This is a genomic window from Vreelandella sp. 2A-K22 (genome assembly GCF_054065485.1).
Window position 1 is genome coordinate 75,129 of record NZ_JBSUGC010000010.1, and the last position, 24,264, is coordinate 99,392.

The 24,264-nt window shown below is 60.4% G+C and carries 21 protein-coding genes; 8 read left to right on the forward strand and 13 right to left on the reverse strand.

The genetic code is table 11. The features are described 5' to 3' along the window. Positions 1-90: 90 nt before the first annotated feature. From paaZ to paaG, 10 genes are all read right to left on the reverse strand, one after another. Complete coding sequence (gene paaZ / locus ACW17M_RS14615; protein WP_457547697.1) at positions 91-2,133, reverse strand: phenylacetic acid degradation bifunctional protein PaaZ; 2,043 nt, start codon at positions 2,131-2,133, stop codon at positions 91-93. 69 nt (positions 2,134-2,202) lie between these two features. Continuing rightward, complete coding sequence (gene paaE / locus ACW17M_RS14620) at positions 2,203-3,285, reverse strand: 1,2-phenylacetyl-CoA epoxidase subunit PaaE (protein WP_233974947.1); 1,083 nt, start codon at positions 3,283-3,285, stop codon at positions 2,203-2,205. A gap of 19 nt (positions 3,286-3,304) precedes the next feature. Further along, on the reverse strand, positions 3,305-3,889 hold the full coding sequence (paaD, locus tag ACW17M_RS14625; protein ID WP_051430487.1) for a 1,2-phenylacetyl-CoA epoxidase subunit PaaD: 585 nt from the start codon (positions 3,887-3,889) through the stop codon (positions 3,305-3,307). Next, complete coding sequence (gene paaC, locus ACW17M_RS14630) at positions 3,873-4,697, reverse strand: 1,2-phenylacetyl-CoA epoxidase subunit PaaC (RefSeq protein ID WP_457547698.1); 825 nt, start codon at positions 4,695-4,697, stop codon at positions 3,873-3,875. The genes paaD and paaC overlap by 17 nt, the downstream gene beginning before the upstream one ends. Before the next feature lie 11 nt (positions 4,698-4,708). Beyond that, positions 4,709-4,990, reverse strand: a complete 282-nt coding sequence (gene paaB, locus ACW17M_RS14635; protein WP_022521442.1) for a 1,2-phenylacetyl-CoA epoxidase subunit PaaB — start codon at positions 4,988-4,990, stop codon at positions 4,709-4,711. A 60-nt stretch (positions 4,991-5,050) separates the two neighbouring features. Next, positions 5,051-6,037, reverse strand: coding sequence for a 1,2-phenylacetyl-CoA epoxidase subunit PaaA (paaA, locus tag ACW17M_RS14640; protein ID WP_457547699.1), 987 nt, complete (start codon positions 6,035-6,037; stop codon positions 5,051-5,053). A gap of 307 nt (positions 6,038-6,344) precedes the next feature. Continuing rightward, a complete protein-coding gene (gene paaK / locus ACW17M_RS14645) occupies positions 6,345-7,658 on the reverse strand; it encodes a phenylacetate--CoA ligase PaaK (RefSeq protein ID WP_457547700.1) in 1,314 nt (437 codons plus the stop codon). A gap of 110 nt (positions 7,659-7,768) precedes the next feature. Further along, positions 7,769-8,236, reverse strand: coding sequence for a hydroxyphenylacetyl-CoA thioesterase PaaI (paaI, locus tag ACW17M_RS14650; RefSeq protein ID WP_457547701.1), 468 nt, complete (start codon positions 8,234-8,236; stop codon positions 7,769-7,771). Next, entirely contained in the window at positions 8,229-8,396 is a 168-nt protein-coding gene (locus ACW17M_RS14655; RefSeq protein WP_022521452.1) for a 3-hydroxyacyl-CoA dehydrogenase NAD-binding domain-containing protein, read from the reverse strand. Before ACW17M_RS14655 ends, paaI begins: the two co-directional genes overlap by 8 nt. A gap of 1 nt (position 8,397) precedes the next feature. Continuing rightward, complete coding sequence (paaG, locus tag ACW17M_RS14660; protein WP_027958339.1) at positions 8,398-9,189, reverse strand: 2-(1,2-epoxy-1,2-dihydrophenyl)acetyl-CoA isomerase PaaG; 792 nt, start codon at positions 9,187-9,189, stop codon at positions 8,398-8,400. Positions 9,190-9,776: 587 nt separating this feature from the next. Here paaG and paaY point away from each other — a divergent pair. From paaY to ACW17M_RS14695, 7 genes are all read left to right on the forward strand, one after another. Then, positions 9,777-10,376 carry a phenylacetic acid degradation protein PaaY gene (gene paaY / locus ACW17M_RS14665; RefSeq protein ID WP_041159065.1) on the forward strand — a complete coding sequence of 200 codons (600 nt, stop codon included), beginning with the start codon at positions 9,777-9,779 and terminating at the stop codon, positions 10,374-10,376. Positions 10,377-10,977: 601 nt separating this feature from the next. After that, positions 10,978-12,540 carry a quinohemoprotein amine dehydrogenase subunit alpha gene (gene peaA, locus ACW17M_RS14670; protein ID WP_457547702.1) on the forward strand — a complete coding sequence of 521 codons (1,563 nt, stop codon included), beginning with the start codon at positions 10,978-10,980 and terminating at the stop codon, positions 12,538-12,540. 9 nt (positions 12,541-12,549) lie between these two features. Next, positions 12,550-13,977, forward strand: coding sequence for a quinohemoprotein amine dehydrogenase maturation protein (gene peaB / locus ACW17M_RS14675; protein WP_457547703.1), 1,428 nt, complete (start codon positions 12,550-12,552; stop codon positions 13,975-13,977). Beyond that, the gene (qhpC, locus tag ACW17M_RS14680; RefSeq protein WP_227406064.1) at positions 13,974-14,327 is read left to right on the forward strand and encodes a quinohemoprotein amine dehydrogenase subunit gamma; all 354 of its coding nucleotides are present in this window, start codon (positions 13,974-13,976) and stop codon (positions 14,325-14,327) included. Before peaB ends, qhpC begins: the two co-directional genes overlap by 4 nt. Continuing rightward, the gene (peaD, locus tag ACW17M_RS14685) at positions 14,327-15,442 is read left to right on the forward strand and encodes a quinohemoprotein amine dehydrogenase subunit beta (protein ID WP_457547704.1); all 1,116 of its coding nucleotides are present in this window, start codon (positions 14,327-14,329) and stop codon (positions 15,440-15,442) included. Before qhpC ends, peaD begins: the two co-directional genes overlap by 1 nt. Positions 15,443-15,539: 97 nt before the next feature. Further along, complete coding sequence (locus ACW17M_RS14690) at positions 15,540-17,240, forward strand: ATP-binding cassette domain-containing protein (RefSeq protein ID WP_457547705.1); 1,701 nt, start codon at positions 15,540-15,542, stop codon at positions 17,238-17,240. Continuing rightward, entirely contained in the window at positions 17,231-17,932 is a 702-nt protein-coding gene (locus tag ACW17M_RS14695; protein WP_141440480.1) for a S8/S53 family peptidase, read from the forward strand. The genes ACW17M_RS14690 and ACW17M_RS14695 overlap by 10 nt, the downstream gene beginning before the upstream one ends. Here ACW17M_RS14695 and qhpG read toward each other — a convergent pair. Genes qhpG through ACW17M_RS14710 form a run of 3 tightly spaced genes read right to left on the reverse strand, consistent with a single transcriptional unit; the run spans position 17,845 to position 22,072 of the window. Next, positions 17,845-19,221: a flavin-dependent monooxygenase QhpG gene (gene qhpG / locus ACW17M_RS14700; RefSeq protein ID WP_230804429.1), complete on the reverse strand. Its 1,377-nt coding sequence runs from the start codon at positions 19,219-19,221 to the stop codon at positions 17,845-17,847. The two genes, ACW17M_RS14695 and qhpG, sit on opposite strands and share 88 nt — an antisense overlap. Then, a complete protein-coding gene (locus ACW17M_RS14705) occupies positions 19,221-20,534 on the reverse strand; it encodes a hypothetical protein (protein ID WP_457547706.1) in 1,314 nt (437 codons plus the stop codon). The genes qhpG and ACW17M_RS14705 overlap by 1 nt, the downstream gene beginning before the upstream one ends. 53 nt (positions 20,535-20,587) lie before the next feature. Beyond that, the gene (locus ACW17M_RS14710) at positions 20,588-22,072 is read right to left on the reverse strand and encodes an aldehyde dehydrogenase family protein (RefSeq protein ID WP_457547707.1); all 1,485 of its coding nucleotides are present in this window, start codon (positions 22,070-22,072) and stop codon (positions 20,588-20,590) included. 238 nt (positions 22,073-22,310) lie between these two features. Between ACW17M_RS14710 and ACW17M_RS14715 the strand changes: the two genes are divergently transcribed. Beyond that, the gene (locus tag ACW17M_RS14715; RefSeq protein ID WP_457547708.1) at positions 22,311-24,248 is read left to right on the forward strand and encodes a sigma-54-dependent Fis family transcriptional regulator; all 1,938 of its coding nucleotides are present in this window, start codon (positions 22,311-22,313) and stop codon (positions 24,246-24,248) included. Positions 24,249-24,264: the final 16 nt, after the last annotated feature.

The following is a 24,264-nucleotide window of genomic DNA, read 5'->3' on the forward strand; positions in this document are numbered from 1 at the left end:
GTCCTTGCTAAACAAACGGATGACAGGGTTAAGTGCCCTGTCATCCGTTTTTTTGTATTACATTTTTGTCTGGTTGTATCGGCTGGGACGTTACTGCCGCTTCGCGACCAGCGTTAAAATGTCGTAGCTGGCGACCAGTTCATCATGTTGATTGGTCACCGCTACGTCCCACATCACCACGCCTTGTGGGTGCCCATCGGGAGAAGTTCGGCCCTGATCAATCTTGCGCTTGCAGGTTAGGCGGGCGCGGATAGTGTCGCCGACCAACACAGGTGTAATAAAGCGCAGTGTATCCAGGCCGTAGTTAGCCAGTACGGGGCCTTCGCCTGGGTAAACGAATAGACCCGCAGCGGCAGACAGCACAAAGTAGCCGTGGGCAATGCGCTGGCCGAACTGGGTCTCTTTGGCGGCAATGTCGTCGAAGTGCATATAGAAGTGGTCGCCGGAAAGGCAGCCAAAATTGACGATGTCGGCTTCAGTGACGGTGCGGCGGTGGGTTAACAGTGACTCCCCAACCTGCAGGTCGTCGAAATAGCGGCGGAACGGGTGGACGTCAGTCTCGATCACCTTGGCGCCACGCACATATTCCTTTGTGACTGCCGCGAGCATGCTCGGAGAGCCCTGGATGGCGGTGCGCTGTAGATAGTGGTGAACCGCACGAATGCCGCCGAGTTCCTCGCCACCGCCTGCGCGGCCGGGCCCGCCATGCTTGAGCATCGGTAGCGGAGAGCCGTGGCCAGTGGATTCCTTTGACGCCTGAGCATCCAGAATCTGCAGGCGGCCGTGCTGGGCGGCCAGAATGGGGATCATTTCAGCCGCAATGGCAGGGGCTTTCGTGGTCAGCGTGGTCACTAAGCTGCCCTTGCCCTTGGCGGCGATGGTCAGGGCTTCGTCGATGCCGCTGTAGGGCATTAGCGTCGCGACGGGGCCAAAGGCTTCAATGTCGTGAGCGCCGCCGTCGTTCAACGGGTTACGATTGATCAGCAAGTGGGGAGTAATGAAGGCGCCGTTTTCAACACCCTGGCCGAAAGGCTTAAAGCTGCCGTCTCTGCCGAAGACGCACTCACTGGTCTCTAGCAGTTGTTCAATTGCGTGGTTAACGTCTCTCAATTGGTCACGGGAAGAGAGCGCGCCCATGCGTACGCCTTCTTCATGAGGATCACCGACCACAATGTTGGCAAGCCGCGACTTAAGTGTGTTCGCCAATGCATCCAGATGCTCGGCAGGCACTAAAATTCGGCGGATCGCGGTACATTTCTGACCTGCCTTGGCGGTCATCTCCTTGACCACTTCTTTGGCAAAGATTTCGAACTCTTCGTCTTCCGGGCTAACATCCGGGGCCATGATGGCGCTGTTGAGCGAGTCCGCCTCGGCGTTGAACGGGATGCTCTTCGCCATGATGTTAGGGTGGCTTTTTAATTTGAGAGCGGTGTTTGCCGAACCGGTAAAGGTGACAAAGTCCTGCTCTTCCAGGTGATCCAGTAAATCACCGGCCCCGCCGATAACCAGTTGCAGCGCCCCTTCCGGCAGAAGGCCTGAGTCGTTGATGACACGCACGGCTGCTTCGGTCAGGTAGCTAGTGGCGGTTGCCGGTTTGAAGATACACGGCATGCCTGCCAAAAAGGCAGGCGCGAACTTCTCCAGCATGCCCCATATGGGAAAGTTAAACGCATTGATGTGCACAGAGACGCCGCGGCGGGGCACCAGAATATGGGTGCCATTGAAGTGGTTATCCTTACCTAGTTGGGTCACCGGGCCTTCATGGGCCACATTGCCGGAGGGCAGTTCTTTGCGGCCCGTGGAGGCGTAGGTAAATAGGGTGCCGAAACCGCCGTCGATGTCGATCCAGGAGTCGGCCTTGGTGCAGCCAGTGTGGTGAGAGATGGCATAGAGCTCACGCTTACGCTCTTGGATATAGGCGGCCAGCGCTTTAAGGATGGCGGCCCGTTGCTGGAAATCCAGTGCCAGCATATTTTTCACACCGGTGTTGCGGGCATACGCCACCGCTTCACGGAAGTTGATCTCTTCTTGGTGGGTATGCGCAACGGTTGTGCCGTTAATGGCGCTAATAAGCGCTTTGGATTCGGTCTTTCCGAACCACTGGCCTGCGATGTAACTCTGTAAAACTGACATTGCGTACTCTCCCGCAAAACATAGACTAAGCCGACGCGTTCGCCGGCTTGGAAGTAGGTGGGTTAGGGTTTATACCTCGTCATAGTCAAGCACCACCCTGTCGCTGATCGGATAGCACTGGCAGGACAGCACGTAGCCGGCATCGATTTCGTAATCTTCCAGGGCGTAATTGGCGTCCATTTCCACCTCGCCTTCGATGACTTTGGACTTGCAGGTGGAGCACACGCCAGCCTTGCATGAGAAAGGTATATCGGCCCCGTGCTCGTTACCCGCGTCCAGGATGCTCTGGGTATTGCGGGGCAGGTCGTATTCAATGGTGCGGCCGTCGATGATCACTTTAATGTGCGAGGTTTCAGCTTTCAGCTGAGCCGCTTTCGTCGCCTGGCGGCGCTTGGTGCCTGCCGTCGGTAGCCCAGTAGTGAACAGCTCGAAGTGCACTTTTTCCTTCGGCATTCCATGTTGGGTCAGAACACCACGCACGATCTCGGTCATTTCGTGCGGGCCACAGATAAACGCGGCGTCGAGCTTGGATACGTCTACCCAACGGTCAAATAGGGCGTTGCATTTGTCGGCGTCGATCCGGCCGTTGTAAAGATCGATTTCCTGTTGTTCGCGGCTGAACACGTAAATGATGTTGAGGCGTTCCAGGTAGCGATCCTTGAGATCCTGAAGGCGTTCGCGAAACAGCGTGCCCGTGGTGGAACGATTGCCATAGATTAAGGTAAAGCGGCTCTTTGGCTCGCTCTCCAGGGTGGTGGAAACAATCGACATAATGGGCGTGACACCACTGCCAGCGGTCACCGCCAAATAGTGCCCTTCACGGCTGGGGTCGAGCGGCACGAAGAACTTGCCCTGGGGCGGCATTACTTCCATGCGGTCACCGGGCTGCAAGTGCTGGTTGGCAAAGGTGGAAAAACTGCCGCCCGGCACCAGCTTGACGGCGACTCTTAGCTCATGTTCGTGGACACCGGTGCAAATCGAGTAGGAACGACGGACATCCTCACCTTCGATGTCGCGACGTAGAGTCAGGTACTGCCCTTGGGTAAAGCGAAAGGCGTCCAGCAGGTCATCGGGAACGTCGAAAGCAATGGAAACGGCATCATGGGTTTCCTTGCGAACATCCTTGACGGTCAGGGCGTGAAATCGGCTCATGGGAAATGGTCTCGTCGTTTTACAGACACTTGAAATAATCGAAAGGCTCCAGGCAATCGCGACAGCGGTAGAGCGCCTTGCAAGCCGTAGAGCCGAATTCGCTGACGCGTTCGGTCGCGTTGCTGCCACATAAAGGGCAGGGCACTACCGGGTCAGACTGGCCGGTTAGGCTACGTTTGCTAGCACTTTCTACCGGTGGTGCGATGCCGTAGGCGCGCAATTTTTCGCGCCCGGCTTCGGTTAACCAATCGGTGGTCCAGGCGGGGGACAGGCGGCGCTGAATTAGCGGGTCTGAGTAGCCAGCGGCCACCAGCGCTTCATGGATATGCTGTTCGATAACTTCTGTGGCCGGGCAGCCGGAGTATGTTGGGGTCACATTGACCACCAGCCGTCCATCAAGCCAAGCGATATCGCGCACAATGCCCAGCTCAACCACACTGACCACAGGCACTTCCGGGTCGGGCACTTCCTGTAGTACAGCCAGCACGGCGTTGATATCGCCTTCGTCACCGGCTGGCGGCAGTCCGCTGCGGTCGCTGCCGATCAAGTCGCTGGAGGGCCAATTATCGCTAAGCGCAGATGGATAGTTACCAGACAGTCGCATCGGGATATGCCCTCGGCAGGTATTGCATTTCCGCCAATAAAAAGCCCAGGTGCTCGGTGTGATGGCCGACTTTACCGCCGGTATACATCCAGGCGTCGTAAGAAGGCCGCTCCAGCGTGGCTTCTTCAAGCACCTCTTCCACGGTGGCTTTCCAGTGGGCGGCAATGGTTTCCGGGTCAGGCGCGATGCCGGCCTCTATCATGGCCTGATCAATCTCGTCGACCTGTAATAGCTCACCGGTAAACTGCCAGAGGTTGTTGAGCGCGCGCTGCATACGGGTGTGGCTCTCCTCTGTGCCATCACCCAGGCGAATAACCCATTCAGAGGAGCGACGTAGGTGGTACGTTGCTTCCTTAAGCGACTTGGCGGCCACTTCAGCAATGCGTGGGTCGCTGGAGTGAGACAGCCCGTCAAGCAGGTGGACGTGCCATGCATCGAACAGGAACTGGCGCCCCATGATGTCGGCGAAGTCACCGTTGGGCTGTTCAACGAGCAACAGGTTGCGAAAATCCTGGGCATCGCGGCGAAAGGCTAAATAGTCGGCATCATGGCCCTGGCCTTCCAGGTAAGCAGTCATCAGCTCAGCAGCATAGCCAAGCCAGTTGCGTGCCTGTCCGAACAGATCAAGACCCACGTTCATTAAGGCCAGTTCCTCTTCCAGCGCTGGTGCCTTGCCGCACAGTTGTGCGTGGCGCTGGCCGAGTACTAAGGCGTTGTCGCCAAGGCGCAGTAGGTAATCAATCAACGGGGTTTGTGTTTTTTGAGCTGTGTTTTTCTGAGCCGAGCTTCGATGAGATATGTTTTGCATCGCTACCTCCCTTACATGTGGCCGACTTCTTTCGGCAGTTTGTAGAAGGATGCGTGGCGATAGACCTTATCGTTAGACGGGTCGAACAGCGGCTCTTTCTCATCGGGAGACGAGGCGGTGATTTCGCTGGCCGGAACCACCCAGATGCTCACCCCTTCATTGCGACGGGTGTACAGCTCACGGGCGTTTTCGATTGCCATGCGGCGATCGGCTGCGTGCACACTGCCGACGTGCTTGTGATTAAGGCCGTGTTTGCTGCGTATAAAAACTTCGAAGAGGGGCCAGTCAGCCATGAGGAAAGCCTCTGTGGTCAAAGGAGCCCCGCGCTGCAGGGCTCTCGATTGTTTTAAGAATCAGGCTGCTCGGTGTTGACGCTTGGCGGCGTGGGCCACGGCGGCTTCACGTACCCAGGCGCCGTTATCGATGGCGCTGCGGCGTGCTTCGATGCGCTCGCGGTTGCAGGGGCCGTTACCCTTCACTACGTCGAAAAATTCCTGCCAATCGATTTCACCGAACTCGTAGTGGCCGGTCTCTTGGTTATATTTGAGATCCGGATCAGGGGCGGTGCAGCCCAGCAGCTCTAGCTGCGGTACGGTTTGGTCGAGGAAGCGCTGGCGCAGCTCATCGTTGCTGTGGCGCTTGATCTTCCAGGCCATCGACTGAGCGCTGTTGGGAGAATTTTCGTCGGACGGGCCGAACATCATTAGCGAGGGCCACCAGAAGCGGTTAATGGAGTCCTGCACCATGGCTTTCTGGTCGTCGGTACCCTCTTGCATCATGGTCAACAGAATCTGATACCCCTGGCGCTGGTGGAAGCTCTCTTCCTTACATACGCGAATCATGGCGCGTGCATAGGGCCCGTAAGAGGTGCGCTGTAGCGGTACCTGATTGACGATGGCAGCGCCATCGACCAGCCAGCCGATCGTGCCCATATCCGCCCAGTTGAGCGTCGGGTAATTGAAGATGCTGGAGTACTTGGCGCGGCCATCGTGGAGTTTGTCGATCTCTTCGTCACGGTCGGCACCCAGGGTTTCCATAGAGCTATAGAGGTACAGGCCGTGACCTGCCTCATCCTGAATTTTGGCCATTAGCTGCAGCTTGCGCTTGAGGGTTGGTGCCCGTGTCAGCCAGTTGCCTTCCGGCAGCATGCCGACGATTTCTGAGTGGGCGTGTTGCGAGATCTGGCGGATCAAGGTCTTGCGGTAGGCGTCCGGCATCCAGTTCTTGGGTTCTATTTTAATTTCATCATTGATGCGCTCCTGGAACTGGCGTTCCTCAGGGCTCATCTCATCAAGCGTTTTGAGTTTGTTAGAACCGGTTTCAACGAGCTGCGCGTACATAGAGACCTCCGCGGCGTCGGCATATCAGGGAGTGTGGCTTATCTTTCCTAAAGTATAGTGACACGAAATATTTTATCAATAAGTATTTTTGTGTGTCACTTTAAGACTTTATGATAACGTATGAATCCAAGGCTATTGGTTTATAAAGGAAAAATCGCTAATTATAAATGATTCTTGATGTGCCGATTTTTCTAGCTAAAGTTGACTGTTTAGGCGCATAAAAGCCCCTTAAAGGAGTTTTTTAAAGGGCTTTGCCTGACAAGAGGGGGGTGGCGCTAAACGGCGGCTAGGCGCTAGAGAGGCTGAATCAGCGAAGATCTTTTACCCGCCTAGCCTTACCCATCGAGCGCATAACACTTTCTACCGGGCACACCTCGACCTGGGTGCTGATACCAATGTGCGTCTTGATGGCATGCTGGAGCTGTAGCGCGGCTTCTTCACAAGCTACGGGGTCGCGGGCGATGTCATGATGATTCGCCTCTACACGAACAAGCACCATGTCCATATTGCCTTGGCGGCTGACTTCGATCTCGTAGTGGGGAGAAAGCGACGCGATCTTGAGCAGTTGTTCTTCGATCTGGGTGGGGAACACATTCACCCCGCGAATGATCAGCATCTCGTCGCTGCGGCCAGTGATTTTGTCGATGCGTCGCATGGGGCGCGCGGTGCCCGGTAGTAGGCGGGTCAGGTCACGGGTGCGGTAGCGAATCACCGGTAGGCCTTCTTTGGTCAAGGTGGTGAACACCAGCTCGCCGTATTCACCGTCGGGTAGCACTTCACCGCTGACCGGGTCGATGATCTCGGGGTAGAAATGATCTTCCCAGATGGTCGGGCCATCTTTGGTCTCCAGGCACTCCATGCCTACGCCCGGGCCCATTACCTCAGAGAGACCGTAAATATCGAGGGCGTCGATGCCCAGGCGCTGCTCTAAGGCCGTGCGCATGCTGTCGGTCCAGGGTTCGGCACCGAAAATGCCGGTGCGAAGGGGCAGCGTGCGCGGGTCGATGCCCTGGCGATCCATCTCGTCCGCGATGTTGAGCATATACGAGGGGGTGACCATGATGATGTCCGGCTCGAAATCACGGATCAATTGAACCTGTTTCTCGGTCTGGCCACCCGACATGGGGATCACCGCGCAACCCAGGCGCTCGGCGCCGTAATGCGCGCCCAGCCCACCGGTGAACAGGCCGTAACCGTAGGCCACATGCACCTTGTCGTTGCGGCTGCCGCCAGCGGCGCGGATCGAGCGCGCCATCACATCAGACCACACATCAATATCGCTCTGGGTGTAGCCCACCACCGTCGGTTGCCCGGTGGTACCGCTGGAGGCATGGATGCGAACGATCTCGCTCATCGGCGTGGCCAACATGCCGAACGGGTAGTTGTCGCGCAAATCGGCCTTGGTGGTAAAAGGCAGTTTGGCGAGATCCGCCAGTGTCTGGATATCGTCGGGATGCACCCCAGCCTTGGCGAAAGACTGGCGGTAGAAGGGCACATTGTCGTAGGCGTGCTTCAGGCTCCACTTCAGGCGCTTGACCTGAGTGTCGCGCAGCTCGTCGACGCTGGCGGTTTCCAGGGGATCGAGAGTCGCGGTGTTGATACGCGTTGCGGGCTGATTCATCAGGGGGCTCCGATCAAGCTAGTTGTTATTGGACTAATTTCTAAATGCGCCATGGGCGATGAAATGGCTTTAGTAATGGGCTTATAAGCGCTCAATGATCAGCGCCTCTTTCATTGGTTATCTCCAGCGGCGGTGTCTTCCAGGCGGCGTACGCTGCCGCGAATTTTGTAGGAACGCCCGCGGAACAAGGCAACGGTATCGCCGTGCTGATTGCGCAACGTAATGTCGTAAATGCCGGTACGCCCGCGGCGGCTGCGCTCTTCGGCGGTGGCGGTGATCTCGTCGCCCAGCTGGCCGGGGCCGAGATAGTCGATACTGCAACCGGAAGCTACTGTGGCTTCGTCGTAGCTGTTGCAGGCAAACGCGAAGGCTGAGTCAGCCAGGGCAAACAGAAATCCGCCATGGCAGTTGCCGTGCCCCTGCACCATGTCCTGACGCACGGTCATGGTCAGTTCGGCGAAGCCGGGAGCCACGCGAGTAATGCGCATCCCCAGCCCTTGGCTGGCATGGTCGCGGGAAAACATTGCCGCGGCGCAGGCTTCCGCCAGTTGCTGCGGGGTCAGTTGGGAATCATGCATGGAAGCTTTCCTCGTATAGGGCTTCGAGCCGAGCAAACACCTGACGCTTGGCCCCAAGGTTCTCGACGATAGCCTCGATAACCAAACGGCTATCGGTCAAGGCATTAATGGCGCCTGTGCTGATGATGCTAATAGTGGCGGTAGAGAGAATGGCTGGCATATCACTCTCCCTTGAAGGTGGGGCGACGTTTTTCCATAAAAGCGCTAACGCCTTCGCGGTAATCTTCGCTGCGCCCAGCAAGGCGCTGAAGGTCGCGTTCCAGGTCGAGCTGTTCGTTGAAACTGTTATCGCTGCTGGCATGCAGGGCGCGCTTAATCAGCGCTAGGCCATGGGTTGGTTGAGTGGCCAGGTGGCGAGCCATGCTCATGGCTTCTTCTTGAAGCGCCTCATCGTCGACGCAGCGCCAGATCATGCCCCACTGTTCGGCGGTCTCGGCGGGGAGCTTGTCGCCCAGCATCGCCAGGCCCTTGGCGCGAGCCATGCCCACTAAATTAGGCAATGTCCAGGTACCGCCAGAGTCTGGAATCAAACCGATCTTACAGAAGGCCTGAATAAAGCTTGCCGAGCGCGCGGCCAATACGATGTCGCAGGCCAGGGCGATGTTGGCACCGGCACCTGCGGCCACGCCGTTCACCGCACAAATGGTCGGGAACGGCATGTCTTTAAGGGCGCGCAGCATGGGGTTGTAACGTTTCTCAAGCGACTCGCCGAGGTCGGGGGCTTCTGCGCCGGGCGCGACGCTACGGTCGGAAAGATCCTGGCCGGCGCAGAAGCCTCGACCGCTGCCGGTCAGCAGCAAAGCGCGAACGCTTGAGTCTTGGCGCACGGCTTTTAGCACCTTGCGCATCTCGGCATGCATTTCGGTATTGAAGCTGTTCAAGCTTTCGGGGCGGTTCAGCGTGATGCAGGCGACGCCGTCTTCCACGCTGTAAAGCAGGGGCGCTTGGCTCATGGGTAATGTCCTTGTGTCAGTGCCCTTGAAAAGTGGCAGGTCGTTTTTATTGGAAGGCGCATGCCCTTTTCGCGGTCGGCGGTGCCCGCCAGTGACCGTTCGGCCTGTGATCCACAGGATGAATCTCTGCCGAGTATAGATTTATTTTGATACACATCAATATTATATGGGTGATTATAATGTGTCGCTTATTGGTGTTGTTGGTAGTTTGTTATTTATTAACAATAACTTGTGTGACTTTTTTGCGAATATAAGATAATTGTTAGACGATGGTATAAAAAAACCAAGGTCGTCTAAGAACTGACTTATAGCCAGGGTAAATCGAGTTTTTAGATAGCGATGTTCCAATTCCTAAGTAGTCGGTGACAGGTAAAGTGTTTGATGTTTTGTTACGTAAAATATAATCTTTGTTTATATGACGTATCGAAAAGAGAGTGAGCACAGGAGCGCCCCATGACGCAATCAGCGCAGCAAAGGCGTGATAACCCTAGGTGGCTACACAACTGATGAGGCAGGGGCCGAACAGTTCGAAGAGCGGGCGATGGGGGCAGCACCCCACACGGCCAATCAAACTAACGGAGAGTGTTATGCCTTACTATCGACTTGAAGGGGTGACGCCGGTGGTACACCCGACCGCCTATGTCCATCCTACTGCGGTGTTAATTGGCGACGTAATCGTGGGCCCCAACTGTTATGTAGGCCCCGGCGCGGTGATGCGTGGTGATTTCGGGCGGCTGGTGCTGGAAGAGGGATCTAACCTTCAGGATACCTGTGTGATGCACGGCTTCCCAGGCTGCGTCACCAAGGTTGAGAAGGATGGCCATATCGGCCATGGCGCGGTACTGCATGGCTGCGTGATTGGGCGTGATGCCATGGTCGGCATGAATGCCGTGGTGATGGACGGCGCCAACATTGCCGAACGATCTATCGTTGCGGCGGCAGCGTTCGTTAAGGCGGGCTTCGAGTGTGAGCCCCAGTCACTTGTGATGGGGGCACCCGCAAAGGTTAAGCGCGCGCTGAGTGATGAAGAGTTCGACTGGAAACAGCAGGGTACCCAGGAGTATCAGCGCTTAGTGGGCCGTTGTCGGGACAGCCTGGAGCCCTGTGAACCGCTGGCAGAACTCGATGCTGACCGTCCAACCTTGCTGGCTGGTGATACTCAGCCCAAGCAGCAGACCTTAGCATAGCGTGGCAAGGCGATGCTGTTGGTATGGCTCGCTATCACAACCACATCACTCCCCCCTGGCGGGCCATCCCCCAACCCCAGCCATGGGTCGATGGCCCCAGGAGGCCTTTGTGATCGCCCCTGAAGGTGAAGAGATTCATTGTCACGAACACGGCCGGATCAACGTCTAGTTCCTCTGGGGCCGCTACGCTGCACTAGACGACACCGCTAGCTGCTGTGCGTGCGTCCTGGGCGGCAGCCCCAGGTTCAGGCAGAGGCACCGCAGCCCCATAACCCCCCCCTTGAGAGCCAAGTCTCAGACCTGAGTCGGTCGGAAAATCCGGGTGCCGCCACGTTCAATGTTGACCAAATTCGAAGAGGCAAAGTGTTTCAAGACCATACGCGACTGTCGCAACTTGGGGCACCGATTGTCGCTTGCTGGCCAAGCATCTAAAAAACTCGGGCAAGCAAATCACTTCAACCACATGAATAAAAAGAAGTTGTTGATAGTCGGCGCGGTCAATGCAAGTTGAATGGCACTGGCACATACCTTCGATGTTCGCCCGCGAAGACAACTGCAGACGAACATCACGACAACAATAATGCGTGGAGAACTCTCCGTGATGAGACATGCACTTCCCTCAGGGCTCTGTAGCCTAGCCCTGCTGCTGCCTACTGGCATCGTCTTGGCCTCTGCTGGCAGCGAGGCCGTCGACAGGTACTGTTCAGGCTGCCACCAGACCCAAAGTGGCCCCCAGAGCTGGAGCCGCATTAGTGCACAGCGCAAGACCCCGGAAGGTTGGGACATGACGATCGCGCGCATGCAGACCATGCACGGCCTGGAGCTGCCCCTGGAGGCGCGCCGGGATATCGTCAAGTTCCTCGCCGATACCCGCGGCCTGGCCCCTGAGGAGAGCGCGCCCCAACGTGAGCTGATCGAGCGACGCCTCAACCGTATCGAGTCTTTCGATCATCCCAGCTACCAGGAGATGTGTGCCCGCTGTCATACTGGCGGCCGCGCCCAACTGCAGCGCCGTCCCCAGGAAGAGTGGGAGAGACTGGTGCACTTCCATGTGGGCCAGTTCCAGACCATTGAGTACCAGGCCATGGCACGGGATCGTGACTGGTTCGATCTCGCCCTGAACGAGATCGCTCCCTGGCTGGCCGAGACTCAAAGTCTCGAAAATGAAGCCTGGGAGTCATGGCAGCAGGCCGAACAGACCTCTCCTGAGGGCGACTGGCAGCTCTGGGGGCACTGGCCCGGAGAAGGCGACTTTTATGCCGACGTGACTATTAACGCCGCTGAAGGCGAGGATGCCTACTCCCTTAGCCTGGACGGCGCTTTCACCAGTGGTCGCCCGCTCAGTGGCGAAGGCCAGGCCATCGTTTATACCGGCTACGAGTGGCGCGCCAACCTGAACCTCAACGGCCGTGATTTCAAGCAGGTGCTGGATCTCTCCGGCGTGCATCCCAGCGGGCGCATCTTCGATGATCATGACGATGCTTTTGGCATGATGGTGGAAATGGTGCCTCACGAAGCGGCCGAGTCTGCTGTGTTGGCCAGCCTGCCCGCCTCGCTCAAGGCCGGCGAGCGCAGCCGGCTGGTGCTGCTGGGCTACGGCCTTGGGGAGGGAGAGATCAATCTGGGGGAGGGCGTCACCGTGCGTAACGTGGTCGAACGTAGCGACATGCGCCTGGTGCTGGACGTTGAGGCCAGCACCGATCTTACGCCCGGCTGGTTGACTATGCAGATTGGCGAGATCAGCGCTGAGAAACTGCTCGCTGGCTACCGCACGGTGGATCGCCTGGAGGTGAGTCCAACGCTGGGGGTGGCTCGCATCGGCAACGATAAGACTCCGCCAGTGAGCGGCGTCTTCACCGCCGCCGGCTATCTGGATGGCGCCGATGAAGCCATCCCGCTGGGTCAGGTACCGGTACGTTGGAGCGTGTCCCCCTGGGACGAGATCGCCGAACGCGACGAGGATGCCAGGTTTGCTGGCATACTGGACGCCGCCACAGGGATCTTCTCGCCGGCCGGGGCCGGGCCCAACCCGCTGCGCCAGTACAATGCCAACAGCGTGGGCAACCTGCGGGTGACCGCCAGTGTGGTGGGGCAGGAGGCGATGCAGGACGAAGCCCAACTGATCGTTACCGTGCAACGCTGGAACAACCCACCGCTTCGCTAGGAGATCACCATGGGAATCTTACAAGCCATACCCGAGAACCTGCATCGGATGGAAGTGGAAGGCCAGCCGCTGTGGTTCCATATCCCCACCACCAGCCTGTTTGCCCCGGATGCCCTCAGCGAGGAGCTGCTGGCTCTGGCCGGGCGAAAGGAGGGGCTCGACAGCGGGGCGCTGCCGGGACATCTGACACATCAGGTCAGCGGCGAAGATATTCAGGAGCGGCTGCTACAGCTCAAAGCGCTGAAGCTGATCACCGATGGAGTCGTCCAGGCCTATAATCCCAGCGTAAAGGTGGAGCAGTTCCCGCTCTCTACCGTGGTGCTCAACGTCAATACCGGCTGCAACCTGAGCTGCAGCTACTGCTATAAGGAAGACCTGGATACCCCCCGGGACGGCAAAAAGATGGATCTGGCCACCGCCCAGGCCTCCATCGAGATGATGCTGCGCGAGGCCCCCCAGCGGGATCGCTACAACATCGTCTTCTTCGGCGGCGAGCCGCTCAGCAACATGCCGTTGATCCGCCAGGTGGTTGACTGGGCCGAGGCGCGCATCCACGGGCTCGGCAAGGCAGTGGATTTCACGCTGACCACCAACGCCACCCTGCTGAATGAGGAGAAAATCGCCTTCTTCGACGCCCATCGTTTTGGACTCACGGTGAGCATGGACGGCCCCAAGGCGATCCACGACAAGAACCGCATTGCGGTCAACGGCCAGGGCACCTACGATCTGGTGGCCAAGCGCATTAAACCGCTGCTGGCCAGCTATCGCTCACGACCGGTGGGGGCCAGGGTGACCCTGACTCGTGGCATCACCGACGTCATCGGCATCCACGACCACCTGGTCAATGAGCTGGGTTTCGCCGAAGCGGGCTTTGCTCCCGTCACCTCTGGTGATATGGCGGCTTACAACCTGACCAGTGAGGAACTCAAACAGGTCTTCGATAGCATGGTCGAGCTTGGTGAGCGTGCTGTAGCGGCCGCCATAGAGGGCCGCGATATCGGCTTCGGCAACTTCAACCAACTGCTCACCGACCTCTGGGAAGGGCGCAGCAAGGCGGTACCCTGCGGCGCAGGCCTAGGATTGGTCTCGGTGGATCATGCGGGCGATGTACACCTCTGTCACCGCTTTACTGGCTCCGAGATGCCTACCTTCGGTAGCGTCCAGGAGGGGCTTGATCACGCTGGTCTCAAGCAGTTTATCGAGGCCAGGAGCGATCGCTCCGAGCGTGGCTGCAGCAACTGTCGGATCCGCAACCTCTGCTCCGGTGGCTGCTACCACGAGAGCTACGCTCGCTATGGCGACCCCATGACCCCCACCTATCACTACTGCGACCTGATGCGCGACTGGGTCGATTTCGGCATTCAGGCCTATGCCCGCATCCTGCGCCATAACCCCGATTTTCTCGACGGCCCCCTGGCCGGGAGGCAAACAGCATGACGAATAACAAGAAGAACTTGACCGCACTGGGGTTGGCCCCCCTCAACCGCAAGGCCCGCGAAATGGAGCGGGCCGCCAGTCCAGAGGCCCTGGAAGAAGTGCAGGCTATGCAGACTATCGCCGGGTGCACTTCCAGCTTCGACCCGGGCTGGGAAGTGGATCCCTTCGGCGGCGTGGCCTCGCTGTGCCAACCGATGGAGGCAGATCTCTATGGCTGCGCTGACCCCTGCTGGTGGCCTGCTCAGGTACCGGACACCATGAACACCTACCCCCACTGGGGGGATGGGGCCGACCGCGCTGAGGATGATTGGCGCAAGTTCGATAGCGTCTATCCGGGAGACGAGAAGTGATGAATACCTCAGAAATGAAGCGGCTCACCCTGCCCCTAATAGGGCTGTTGGCCTTCGCTGCCCAGCCCCTGGTGTTTAATGCTGCTGTCGCCGGTGAAGCCAGCGCTGACGAAGTACGCGAGTATCTGGTAACCATGGCCCGTCCCAACCAGCTCTACGTGATCGACCCGGAGGCCCAGGAAGTGGTGCGCACCTGTGACGTAGAAGGCGACTTCGGCTCCGGCACTCTGCAGCTATCACCGGATGAGCGGATCGCCTATGTGCTGCACAACCGCTGGGAAGACGTGGTGGGCATCGACCTCACCAGTTGTGAGGAAGTCTTCCGTGCCAGCGGCTCAGGCAACTCAATACGCGCTAAATCCATCGCCTCCCTGGCCGTGAGCCCGGACGGTAGCCGACTCTATAGCATCTGGGATCGGGTGCGGCTAGGTATCGACCATTACGAAGTGTTGGAGCCACAGCTGGCGGTCTATGACACGACAGCGGGTCTCGCTGCCGAGCCCCTGACCACCTTCCCGGCACCGCGCCAGGTGACGACCATGGGAGCCGCCGAGGACGGTTATCTCTATCTCGCTGGCGCTGATATCTATCGGGTCGACCCGGAAAGCGGCGAGACTGAGATCGCCATCGCCAACCGGAATTGGGATCGCCCCAGTTTTAGCTCGCCAGATTCCTTAGCCGTGTGGTCTATGGGTGAGGTAACCAACGAGTTCCTGCGCCCCTACACGGTGGCGGAGCATCCCGGCGAGGAGAACGAGGCCTGGCACTGGGGCGTCAGCCGAGTCGACCTAGCCACCGGCGAGACTGAGAACAAGGAGATTGTCCCTTTCGAGTTCATCATCTTCTCCATGGTTTCTGATCCCCGGGAGAGGGACGTCTTTTACGGCGTCTACACCCAACTCAGCAAGCTGGATGCCCGCACCCAAGAGATCGTGGATGTGATCGATCTTGATCATACTTACTACAGCATCAACACTTCCTATGACGGTTCGCGGATTTACCTGGGCGGCGCCTCCAGCGATATCGCCATCTATGATGATGACTTCAATGATCTGGGGCGCATCCGCTTGCCCGGTGATATGAGCACCGCAACGCTGAAGGTGGCACGCTTCTAGGTTGCCGTTACATGATCCTTCTGGCCGGCGCTTGCTAAAGCGACCGGCCCTTTTTGCTGGGGGCAGCCCCTATGAATGATGAATGAAGAGAGCGTCGATGCGTGAGCCTGACTTCACTCGCGACACAGGGGCGCTGCCCTGGGGCTGGCTCTACCGCCCCCTCAAGGCGCGGCGCCTGGCACTGGCCCGGCTGCTGACGCTGAGCCTGGTGGCGACCCTGCTGGCGCTGTTGCCGCCGCTGCTCACCCAGCGGCTGATCGATCACGGCCTGATGCAGGGAGACTTCAACACCGTTGCTACCTACGTTGCCGCCCTGGTGGTGGTGGGACTCGCCGCCCTGGCTCTACAGGGACTAACCCGGCTGCAGCATGTGGCGCTCTCCGCCCGGCTATTGCTGTCGCTGCGCCGCTCCTTGCTGCGCCATCTGCTGCGCCTGGCTCCGGCCCGTTGGCAGGCCCGAGGGCGAGGCGATCTGATGAGTCGTCTCGATGGCGACCTGTCTATCCTCCAGGGGTTCGCCCTGGACGGCCTGCTCAGCGGACTCTCCAACCTGTTAGGGCTGGTGGGAGCGCTGGCCATGATTGGCCTGTTCAGCCCCATGCTGATGGCCCTGGTTGCCGTGTTGGTACCCATCCAGTGGCTGTGGTTGCGCGCCTGGCGCCCGGCCCTGACTCGTCGTCAGCAGGCGCTCCGTGAGCAGAGCGGTGAACTCTCCGGCTTCTGGCAGGATACCCTGGCCCATGGCCCCTGGTTTCAAGGTCAGGCGCTGGAGCCGTCGCGCCTCAATCGCCTCCAGGGGCTTGGCCACGAACAGCTGCGGCGCCTGTTGGCGGTGCGTCAGGTGGGCTTTCTCAGCGACGTGGGCCCCCAACTGATCCTCTCCCTGGCCCGGGCCGGGGTGCTGCTGTTGGGCGGCTATCTGGTGATTCAGGGGAAGTTGCAACTCGGTGAGCTGGTGGCCCTGTTGGCGTATCTCGGTATGGTGATGGCCCCCATCGGCGGCCTGCTGGGACTCTATGGAGGTTGGCAACGGGCCCGGGTCAGCGCTTGCCGCCTGGCCGAGCTCTTCAGTGAGCCCGCCATGCGTGATCCCTACCGCGGCAGCCGTCCTGCCGGGCCTGGTGAGCTTTGCTTGGAGGGGGTGCGTTTCCGCCACCCCGGCCAAGCCGATTGGCTTCTGGATGACATCGATCTCGCGCTTCCGCCGGGCAGCAAGGTGCTGATCGCCGGTCCCTCCGGAGCTGGCAAGAGCAGCCTAATCCGCCTGCTGCTGGGGCTGGAGTCGCCCGAGTCGGGTGAGATTCGTGTCGATGGCGTGCCGCTCGGCGCGCTCTCCCGTCATCACTGGCTCAAGCAGGTTGCCTGGGTGGAGCAACACCCCAGCCTGCTACGCGGTAGCCTGGCCGAGACCCTGCGCGCCCTGGCCCCCGAGGCAAGTGACACCGAACTGATCGATGCGCTTTCCCGCGTTGGACTCGCCGACTGGCTGGATGCCCTGCCAGAAGGGTTAGAGAGCGAGTTGGGCGATTTGGGTGGCAAGGTCTCTGGCGGCCAGCGCTCGCGCCTGGCCCTGGCTCGGGCACTGCTAAAAAAGCCTCGCTTGGTGCTGCTGGACGAGCCCACCGCGGCGCTGGATTCGGCGGCTGCCCGAACCTTCGATGCCCTGCTTGACGAGGTACTGGGGGATACCACCCGGCTGATCATCAGTCACCAGAGCGACCACTTTGGCAATCTTGATGCCTGCTATCGACTCCAGCAAGGGCAGCTGGTCGCGGTGGAGGCGGCGTTATGTCTCTAATATCGGCCCTCAGTCCGACCCTGGGCGTGATCGATAGTGGGGTACCTCCTGGTACGGCCCTAGCGCGTTTCCACTCACCCAGTGGTGCCGACCCCGGGGATCGCCTTGGCCATGGCCGGGCGATCCTCGCCACCCTGGGTCATTATTTGCCGCTGACGCGGCTGGAGATCGCCCTCTACAAGTTATTCGAAGAGCGTCTCACCGCTAACGCCGATGCCCTGGCAGCGGCCTTCGAGTGGCAAGCTGAGGTGCCACCGGCCTGGGTGCTCTGTAGTCTGGGGTTGCCCCGGGCCGATGCGCGGCTGCAGACGGCGGTGGAGAGGCTTCAGGCTGCGGGCACCCGCATCGTCGCTGCCAGCCCGCGTTTTGGGGCGCCGGTCTACCCTGCAGCCTGGCCCGGGGTGATAGCGGTGAGCGGCGCCGCGGGGCTGATGCCGGGCCCTCCCCAACGTGACCAGGATGGCCGCTGGTACGCCTGCGTCTGGGCGGGCCGAGGGCTCTCCGAGGAAGGCCAGGTCTGGCAGCCCTGGCAGGTGGGGCCACCACCGGCAGGAACGCCACCATCGCTGGGTGGGTCAAGTTTCGCCGTCGCTCATGCCCTGGGCTATTGGCTGGCGGAATCGACCGGTGAAGGGGTGGTGATGCCGGAAGAGTGGAGTGCGGGCTCGGGTAGCGTCGGCCAGTCGGGGTGATCGGCCCACCAGCGGGCCACCGCCATGGCAGCGGGGCCAGCGGCCACCAATAGCGCCCGGGCCGCGTCGTGGTCGCCCTCCTGCATGGCCTTGACCAGGGGCGCCAGGGGGATTCCCGCCACTGCCTGGATCCCCAATGGCTGATCCGGGGTAAAAACCAGCTCCCGCTCAGCCAATCGTGTACCGATGATGGCCAGGCCGCGGCCCACTTGTACCCGGGCCCAGGGCTCCGGTAGATGCAGCGGTTGATGATCGGGCCAGTGACAGCGTGCCGTCCAGTAAGGCGCCGGGTCGGTGTCTATCGACTCTTGGTAGGCGGCCTGACGATAGAAGTCGCGGCCAGCCCGGGCGAAGCGCCAGTACTGGGCATCCTGGCGGCGTTGATGGAAGCGCTCCAGGGGAGCAATGCGGGTTTCTTCGAACAGGCTATTGAGAACCGGTGCCAAGCCGTGGGCCGAGGAGAGCGCATTGAAAATGCCCTGTCCAGAGAGGGGGTCGATAGCCATGGCGGCATCCCCCAGGCGCCAGAGGCGCCCCTCTCTCACCCGGGTGCGCCCTAGCAGGCTGGGGCGCTGGTAGTGGTGGCGAATCTTGGCTTGGCCCCAGAGCTGGGTCAGGTCGGGCTGGGCGGCGAGCCAGGCGTCGGGGTCGCAGCGCGCCTGGCATAGCGACGCTTCCGTCAGGGCCAACTGCAGATACTGCTGGCCCTTGAGCCGCGACCACCAGGCCCAGCCGCCGCCGGGCAACGACAGGGCGGCACTGGCGGGGGCGGAGTCGGCGGCCTCGCCGCGTAGGATCCAGGCCGGGGTTGACCAGGGGGCGGCGTCGCGGAACTGGCGCCGCGCCGCCGCCCGACCCCGGGCCTCCACGCCCCAGGAAGCGGTCAGTATGCGACCATCTGCCAAACCAAGGCGAACGTCACTTTTCAGGCTCTCCAGGAACGTGATCCGCGCCTTGATCACCGGGATGCCGGCCTCGTGAAGATCTTCCAGCAGGGCGGCATCGAAGGCCGGGCGCGGCAGCAGCCACTCGGCGTTGGGCGCCCGAATCTCACCACCCCAGATAACCCGCCGCGGCAGGGGCCCCACCGCGCAGGCGGCGGCCCGGTGCAGCCCCAGGCTGTGTAGGGCCTGGAGGCTGCGCCGGGCAATGCCCTCGATGGCCCGGTAGTAGCGGACACGCCCCACCAGGGTGACTCGCCGACCGGCGCGATGCAGCAGCATGGCCAGAGCTGCCCCGGCGGGGCCGCCTCCGGCGATCACTATCTCGCTATCCACGTCTTGGCGCATCAGAAGAAGAATCCCACTAGTAGTTGGGCATAGAAAGCGGTGTCGTCGTCGCCAAGCTGAATACCGCCCTGGGCCGCACTCTTGTTCGGACTGTACCAGCCGAGCAGTGGTGAGACATAGAGCCAATCGATGGGCAGCCACTCGGCATAGAGATTGAACTCACGCCCGCCCATGTCGGGCTGGTTAGTGGTGTCACGGCTGGAGAAGTCGTAAGCCAGAAGTCCCAGGTGCAGGCTCTCATTCAACGAGCCCTCCAGACCCAGCCGCCACACCTCGGTATTGCTATTGAAGGGGCCGGCATAGTTTCCTGCTACCTCGCCCTGGAACCAGGTTCCGTAGCCCCGGGTGAAACCGTAGAAGAGCGGATCCCACTCTTCGGAAAAGCGGCTGTAGCGCAGCGACAGGGTAGGTTGACCGGGTAGCTCGCTGAAAGTCCAGGCCGGCTCTAGTGCCCAGGCGTTCTCACGGGTGTTCTTGCGCTGATGGGCGAGCTCACCGCGCAGGGTCAAGGCCTCGTCCAGCATGCGCTGTTCGAAGCGCAGTCCATAGACATCCATACCATCGCGCTGGGCCAGGAAGTCGTCAGCTTGGGCCTTGTCAACTCCCAGACCCCGCAAATAGGTCGCCTCCACTAATCCACTACCGTGATCGTGGGCCAGGGTGAGAGCGGCCATCTCGGTGCTGGCTTGAGCCGGATTGTCCGACTCGAACCAGGCCACTTGGCTTTGCCAGCCTTCGTGACCCAGGGCTACCATTGCGGTGCGGTCAAAGGCTTGGCGCCCGGCCAGATAGTAGGCGCCGCCGCGATCCAGCTCATCGCCCAGGGAGTTTCCCAGGCTGACCGCATCGCCAGCCACCAGGAAGCCGTCGCCGAGGGTAATTGGCTGGCGTCCAGCGGAAACATCCACGCGCCAGGGCGAACTGGAGTCGCCCTGCGACTCGCTACGGTAGCCGAGAAAGGCGTCCTCCAGATCGAGCTCACGCTCGCTGCCAGAGGTAAAGCCAGCGGCGTCGCCGTCGCCCCAGGTGGCGGTGCCGACGGTGCTAACTCGACCATAGAGGCCATCCGCCTTGGGGGCGAGTTCGGCGCCCAGGGTCAGCACTCCTTCCTGCCAGCGGTGACGCTTCGCCTCGGCGGCCCCGGTGGCATACCCCCGGTCGCTGTGGAAAGTACCGAGCAACGCCTGAATATCGATATTCACGGTGGAGTGGCCGATATCGGCCATCTCGTAGGCCTGAGCGGGGAGTGTGGCGGCCAGCAGCAGTCCGCCTATCGAGCCGGAGAAACGCGAGTTAAAGTTGTTCTTATGCATTGGATATTCCCTTGAAGGAGGAAGGCCAGTCACGATGCCAGGACAGGGCTACATCAAACGATCATCACAACCGATTTCTGCTCTGTGTAATGTTCGATCAGTGAATCGCCGAGCTCGCGGCCAATGCCCGACTGTTTGAAGCCACCGAAGGGCATGCAGGCATCCAGCAGGTTGTGGCCATTGATCCAGACGCTGCCGGACTCAATCTCCGGCACCAGACGATTAACCGCGGCAAGATCGTTGGACCAGATACTCGCGGCCAGCCCATAGGGAGAGTCGTTGGCCAGTAACACCAGTTCTTCCAGCTCGCGGAAGGTCTGTACCACCACTACTGGGCCGAAGATTTCTTCCTGCACGCAGCGGCTCTCCTGGGCCAAGCCGGTGATCACCGTGGGCTCTACGAAGTAGCCCGTTTCGCTGCCCTTACCGCCGCCGGTAACGATGGTGCCGCCGTCGCTGCGTGCCTGCTCGATATACGCCAGTACTCGGTGCTGCTGCTTGGCAGAGACCAGCGGGCCAAGGGTACAAGTGGGTTCCCAACCCGGCGCTAGCGTCAGGCCCTGGGCCTGTTCGGCTAGCTTGGTGACGAAGGCGTCGTGGATCGACTCATGCACATAGATCCGCGATCCGGCGGTACAGACCTGCCCCTGGTTGAAGAAGATCGCCTGAGCTGCTCCGGCAGCGGCTGCCTCAACATCAGCATCGTCTAGTACCATCACCGGTGATTTGCCGCCCAGTTCCAGGGTGGTACGGGTCAGGTTCTCCATGGCGGAATGCCCGATCTGCTTGCCTACGGGGGTCGACCCGGTAAAGGCCACCTTGTTGATACCTGGGTGGCCAGCCAGCGCTGCTCCAGCGGTATGACCCAGACCAGTGACCACGTTGAGAGTGCCGGCCGGGAAGCCCACTTGCTCGGCCAGTTCCGCCAGCAACAGGGCGGTGAGCGGGGTGTCCTCGGCGGGCTTGAGCACGATGCTGCAACCGGCGGCTAGGGCTGGGGCCACCTTCCAGGCTGCCATCAACAGCGGGAAATTCCAGGGGATGATGGCGCCCACGACGCCTATGGGCTCGCGGCGGGTATAAGCGACGATCTGCTTGTCTTCGGGCAGGAAGGGCATGGAGGGGGTCATGCTGCGGCCTTCGATCTTGGTGGCCCAACCCGCGGTATAACGGATGAAGTCGATGGCCAGGGCCACGTCCATATGCCGTGAAAAGGTCACCGGCTTGCCGTTGTCCAGGGTCTCGAGCAGGGCGAAGTCATCGGCGCGGGCCTCCAGAGCGTCGGCGAGATCCAGCAACAGCTTCTCCCGTTGGGAGGGGCGCGACTTGCGCCAGCCACGGAAGGCCTCCCGGGCGGCACTGACCGCGGCGTCGATATCGTTGGCATCGCCCGCCGGAACCCGGCTGATCACCTCGGCGGTGGCGGGATTATAGACATCTAGGGTCTGGCCGCTGGTGGCAGGACGCCACTGGCCGCCGATAAAGAGGGTGTGGCTCTTGTCAAGCCAAGCTTGAATGGCGGTGGAGTGCTGCGTCATGGTTGTGCTCCTGTTAGGCTGATTTATGATTGTTTTGAGAGCGTGCCAGTCATTGCACGCCTCCAATACTCCCTAGCAAGCCCCGTGCCAGCTCAGGGGTACAATATAATCAAAACAAAATCAGCGAGTTGCAGGTCGGTTTTGAAGGTGCTCTGTCGTTGTTCCTGCGTCGTTTTGTCGTCGGACACGACAGCTGTCGCATCCTGGGACAGGTCGCCAACTTCGCGGGGAGAGAACCATGATCTCCAGAGCAGCCCTGAGAACCTCTGATGTGATTCGCCAGGCCCGTGAGCATCTGCTCCGCGGCCAGCAGCTACCGTTAGGCATGCTCGATGCCTGTATCGACCGTTCGTGGCAGCGATGTATGGAGCACGGGCTGCAGCCTGGTACCCGGCCTGAGCTGCCGCGGCTCGATAGTGGCGAACTGCGCACTCAGCGTGAGACGCATCGTCGTCTGATCGAGCTGGCTGATCCCCTGATCAGGCGAGTGGCCGAAGATCTGCGCGGCTGCCAGTTGCTGCTGGCCACCCCAGATGCCACCGTACTCAAGAGCTATGGTCAGCGCTTCGTGCTTAATGATCGCTTTCACATCGGGGCCGGCATCAACCTGGACGAACGCTGGTTCGGTACCAATGCACCGGCCCTGGCGCTCATCGAGCGGGCGCCGGTATTGGTCAAATCCTGCGAGCACTTGCTATTCCCCGACAACCCGGTCTCCTGTGTAGCTGCCCCGCTGTTAGATCTCAACGGTGACTGTCTAGGCTTGATCGATCTTACTTTCGAGGCCGACCACCCCCGCCCCGAAATTTTTCTACGCCGAGTACAGCAGCTCACCGGGGCCCTGGAGCAGCGGCTTTTTTTCCACCACTACCAGCAGCACTGGGTGCTCCAGGTGCACGCATCGCTGGCCGAGCTGGACAGCGTGAGCTGCGGTTTGGTGGCACTGAATGAGACCGGTCTGATCCTGGCGGTTGATTCCCAGGCCGCCCAATGGCTTGGCGAGGCCTCCGCCGCATTAATCGGCCGTCATATTGAAGAGTTATTGGGCAATTCCTGGAAGGAGATCTGTCGCCAATGCGAAAGTTGTTCGGCCTTGCTGGGGCTGCCGCTCACCGGTGGCCAACTGGTGGGGCGACTCAATCCCCCTGACCAGTGGCAGCCAGCGGCTCTGAGCAACGAAGCCTCTGTGGTGCCGGTTTCGCCCGAACCATCCCTCTGCCGTGATCTTGAGGCGCTGGTTGAGGAGTGGCCCATGGCTCTGGCCCGGGAGGCACGCCGGGCTAGTCGGGCGCTGGAAGTAGGCCTGCCAGTACTGCTGCAGGGCAAAACTGGTACCGGAAAAGAGCAATTGGCCCGAGCGCTGCATACCAGCCTTGGTGAGCAGCGGCCCTTCGTGGCACTCAACTGCGCAGCCCTGCCCGAAAGCCTTATCGAGGCAGAACTGTTTGGCTATGGTGAAGGTGCCTTCACCGGCGCCCGTAAGGGGGGCTACAGCGGGCGGCTGGTGCAGGCTAATGGTGGCACTTTGCTGCTCGACGAGATCGGTGACATGCCGCTGGCGCTGCAGGCCCGTCTACTGCGGGTGCTTCAGGAGAGAGTGGTGACGCCGCTGGGCGATCACCGCGAGGTACCTATCGACTGCCGAGTAATAGCCGCTAGCCATCGCGATCTAGAGATCCTGGTGACGGCCGGCGACTTCCGCGAGGATCTCTATTACCGCCTGGCTGGAGTAGTAGTAGAGCTTCCCACGCTGAACGAGCAGGGCGATCTAGCCGGACAGATTCACGAACGTTGGGCATCGCTATGCCGCCGTCATGGCCGCCATTTGGTTTTGGATGAGACCTTGGTAGAGCGTTTGACCGCCTACCTTTGGCCTGGCAACTGGCGGGAACTGGAACACTGCCTGGAAGCGGCTCTGGTGGGAGCCGAACCAGAGTGCCAACGGCTGACCATGGAAGGGCTTTCGCCACGCTGGCAGCGCAAGCTGACTCAGCCCATGGAGAGTGGCGTCGACAGTACGGCCACATCGGAGGGTGTGTGCAATGGCTCCCAGGAGCTGCGCGAAATGGAGCGGGCCCATATGGTGCGCACGCTCGAAGCCCACGACGGCAACATGACTGCCGCCGCCCGGGCGCTAGGCATCAGTCGCTCGACGCTCTATCGACGGTTGGGATGAGCCCCACTGGATGGAT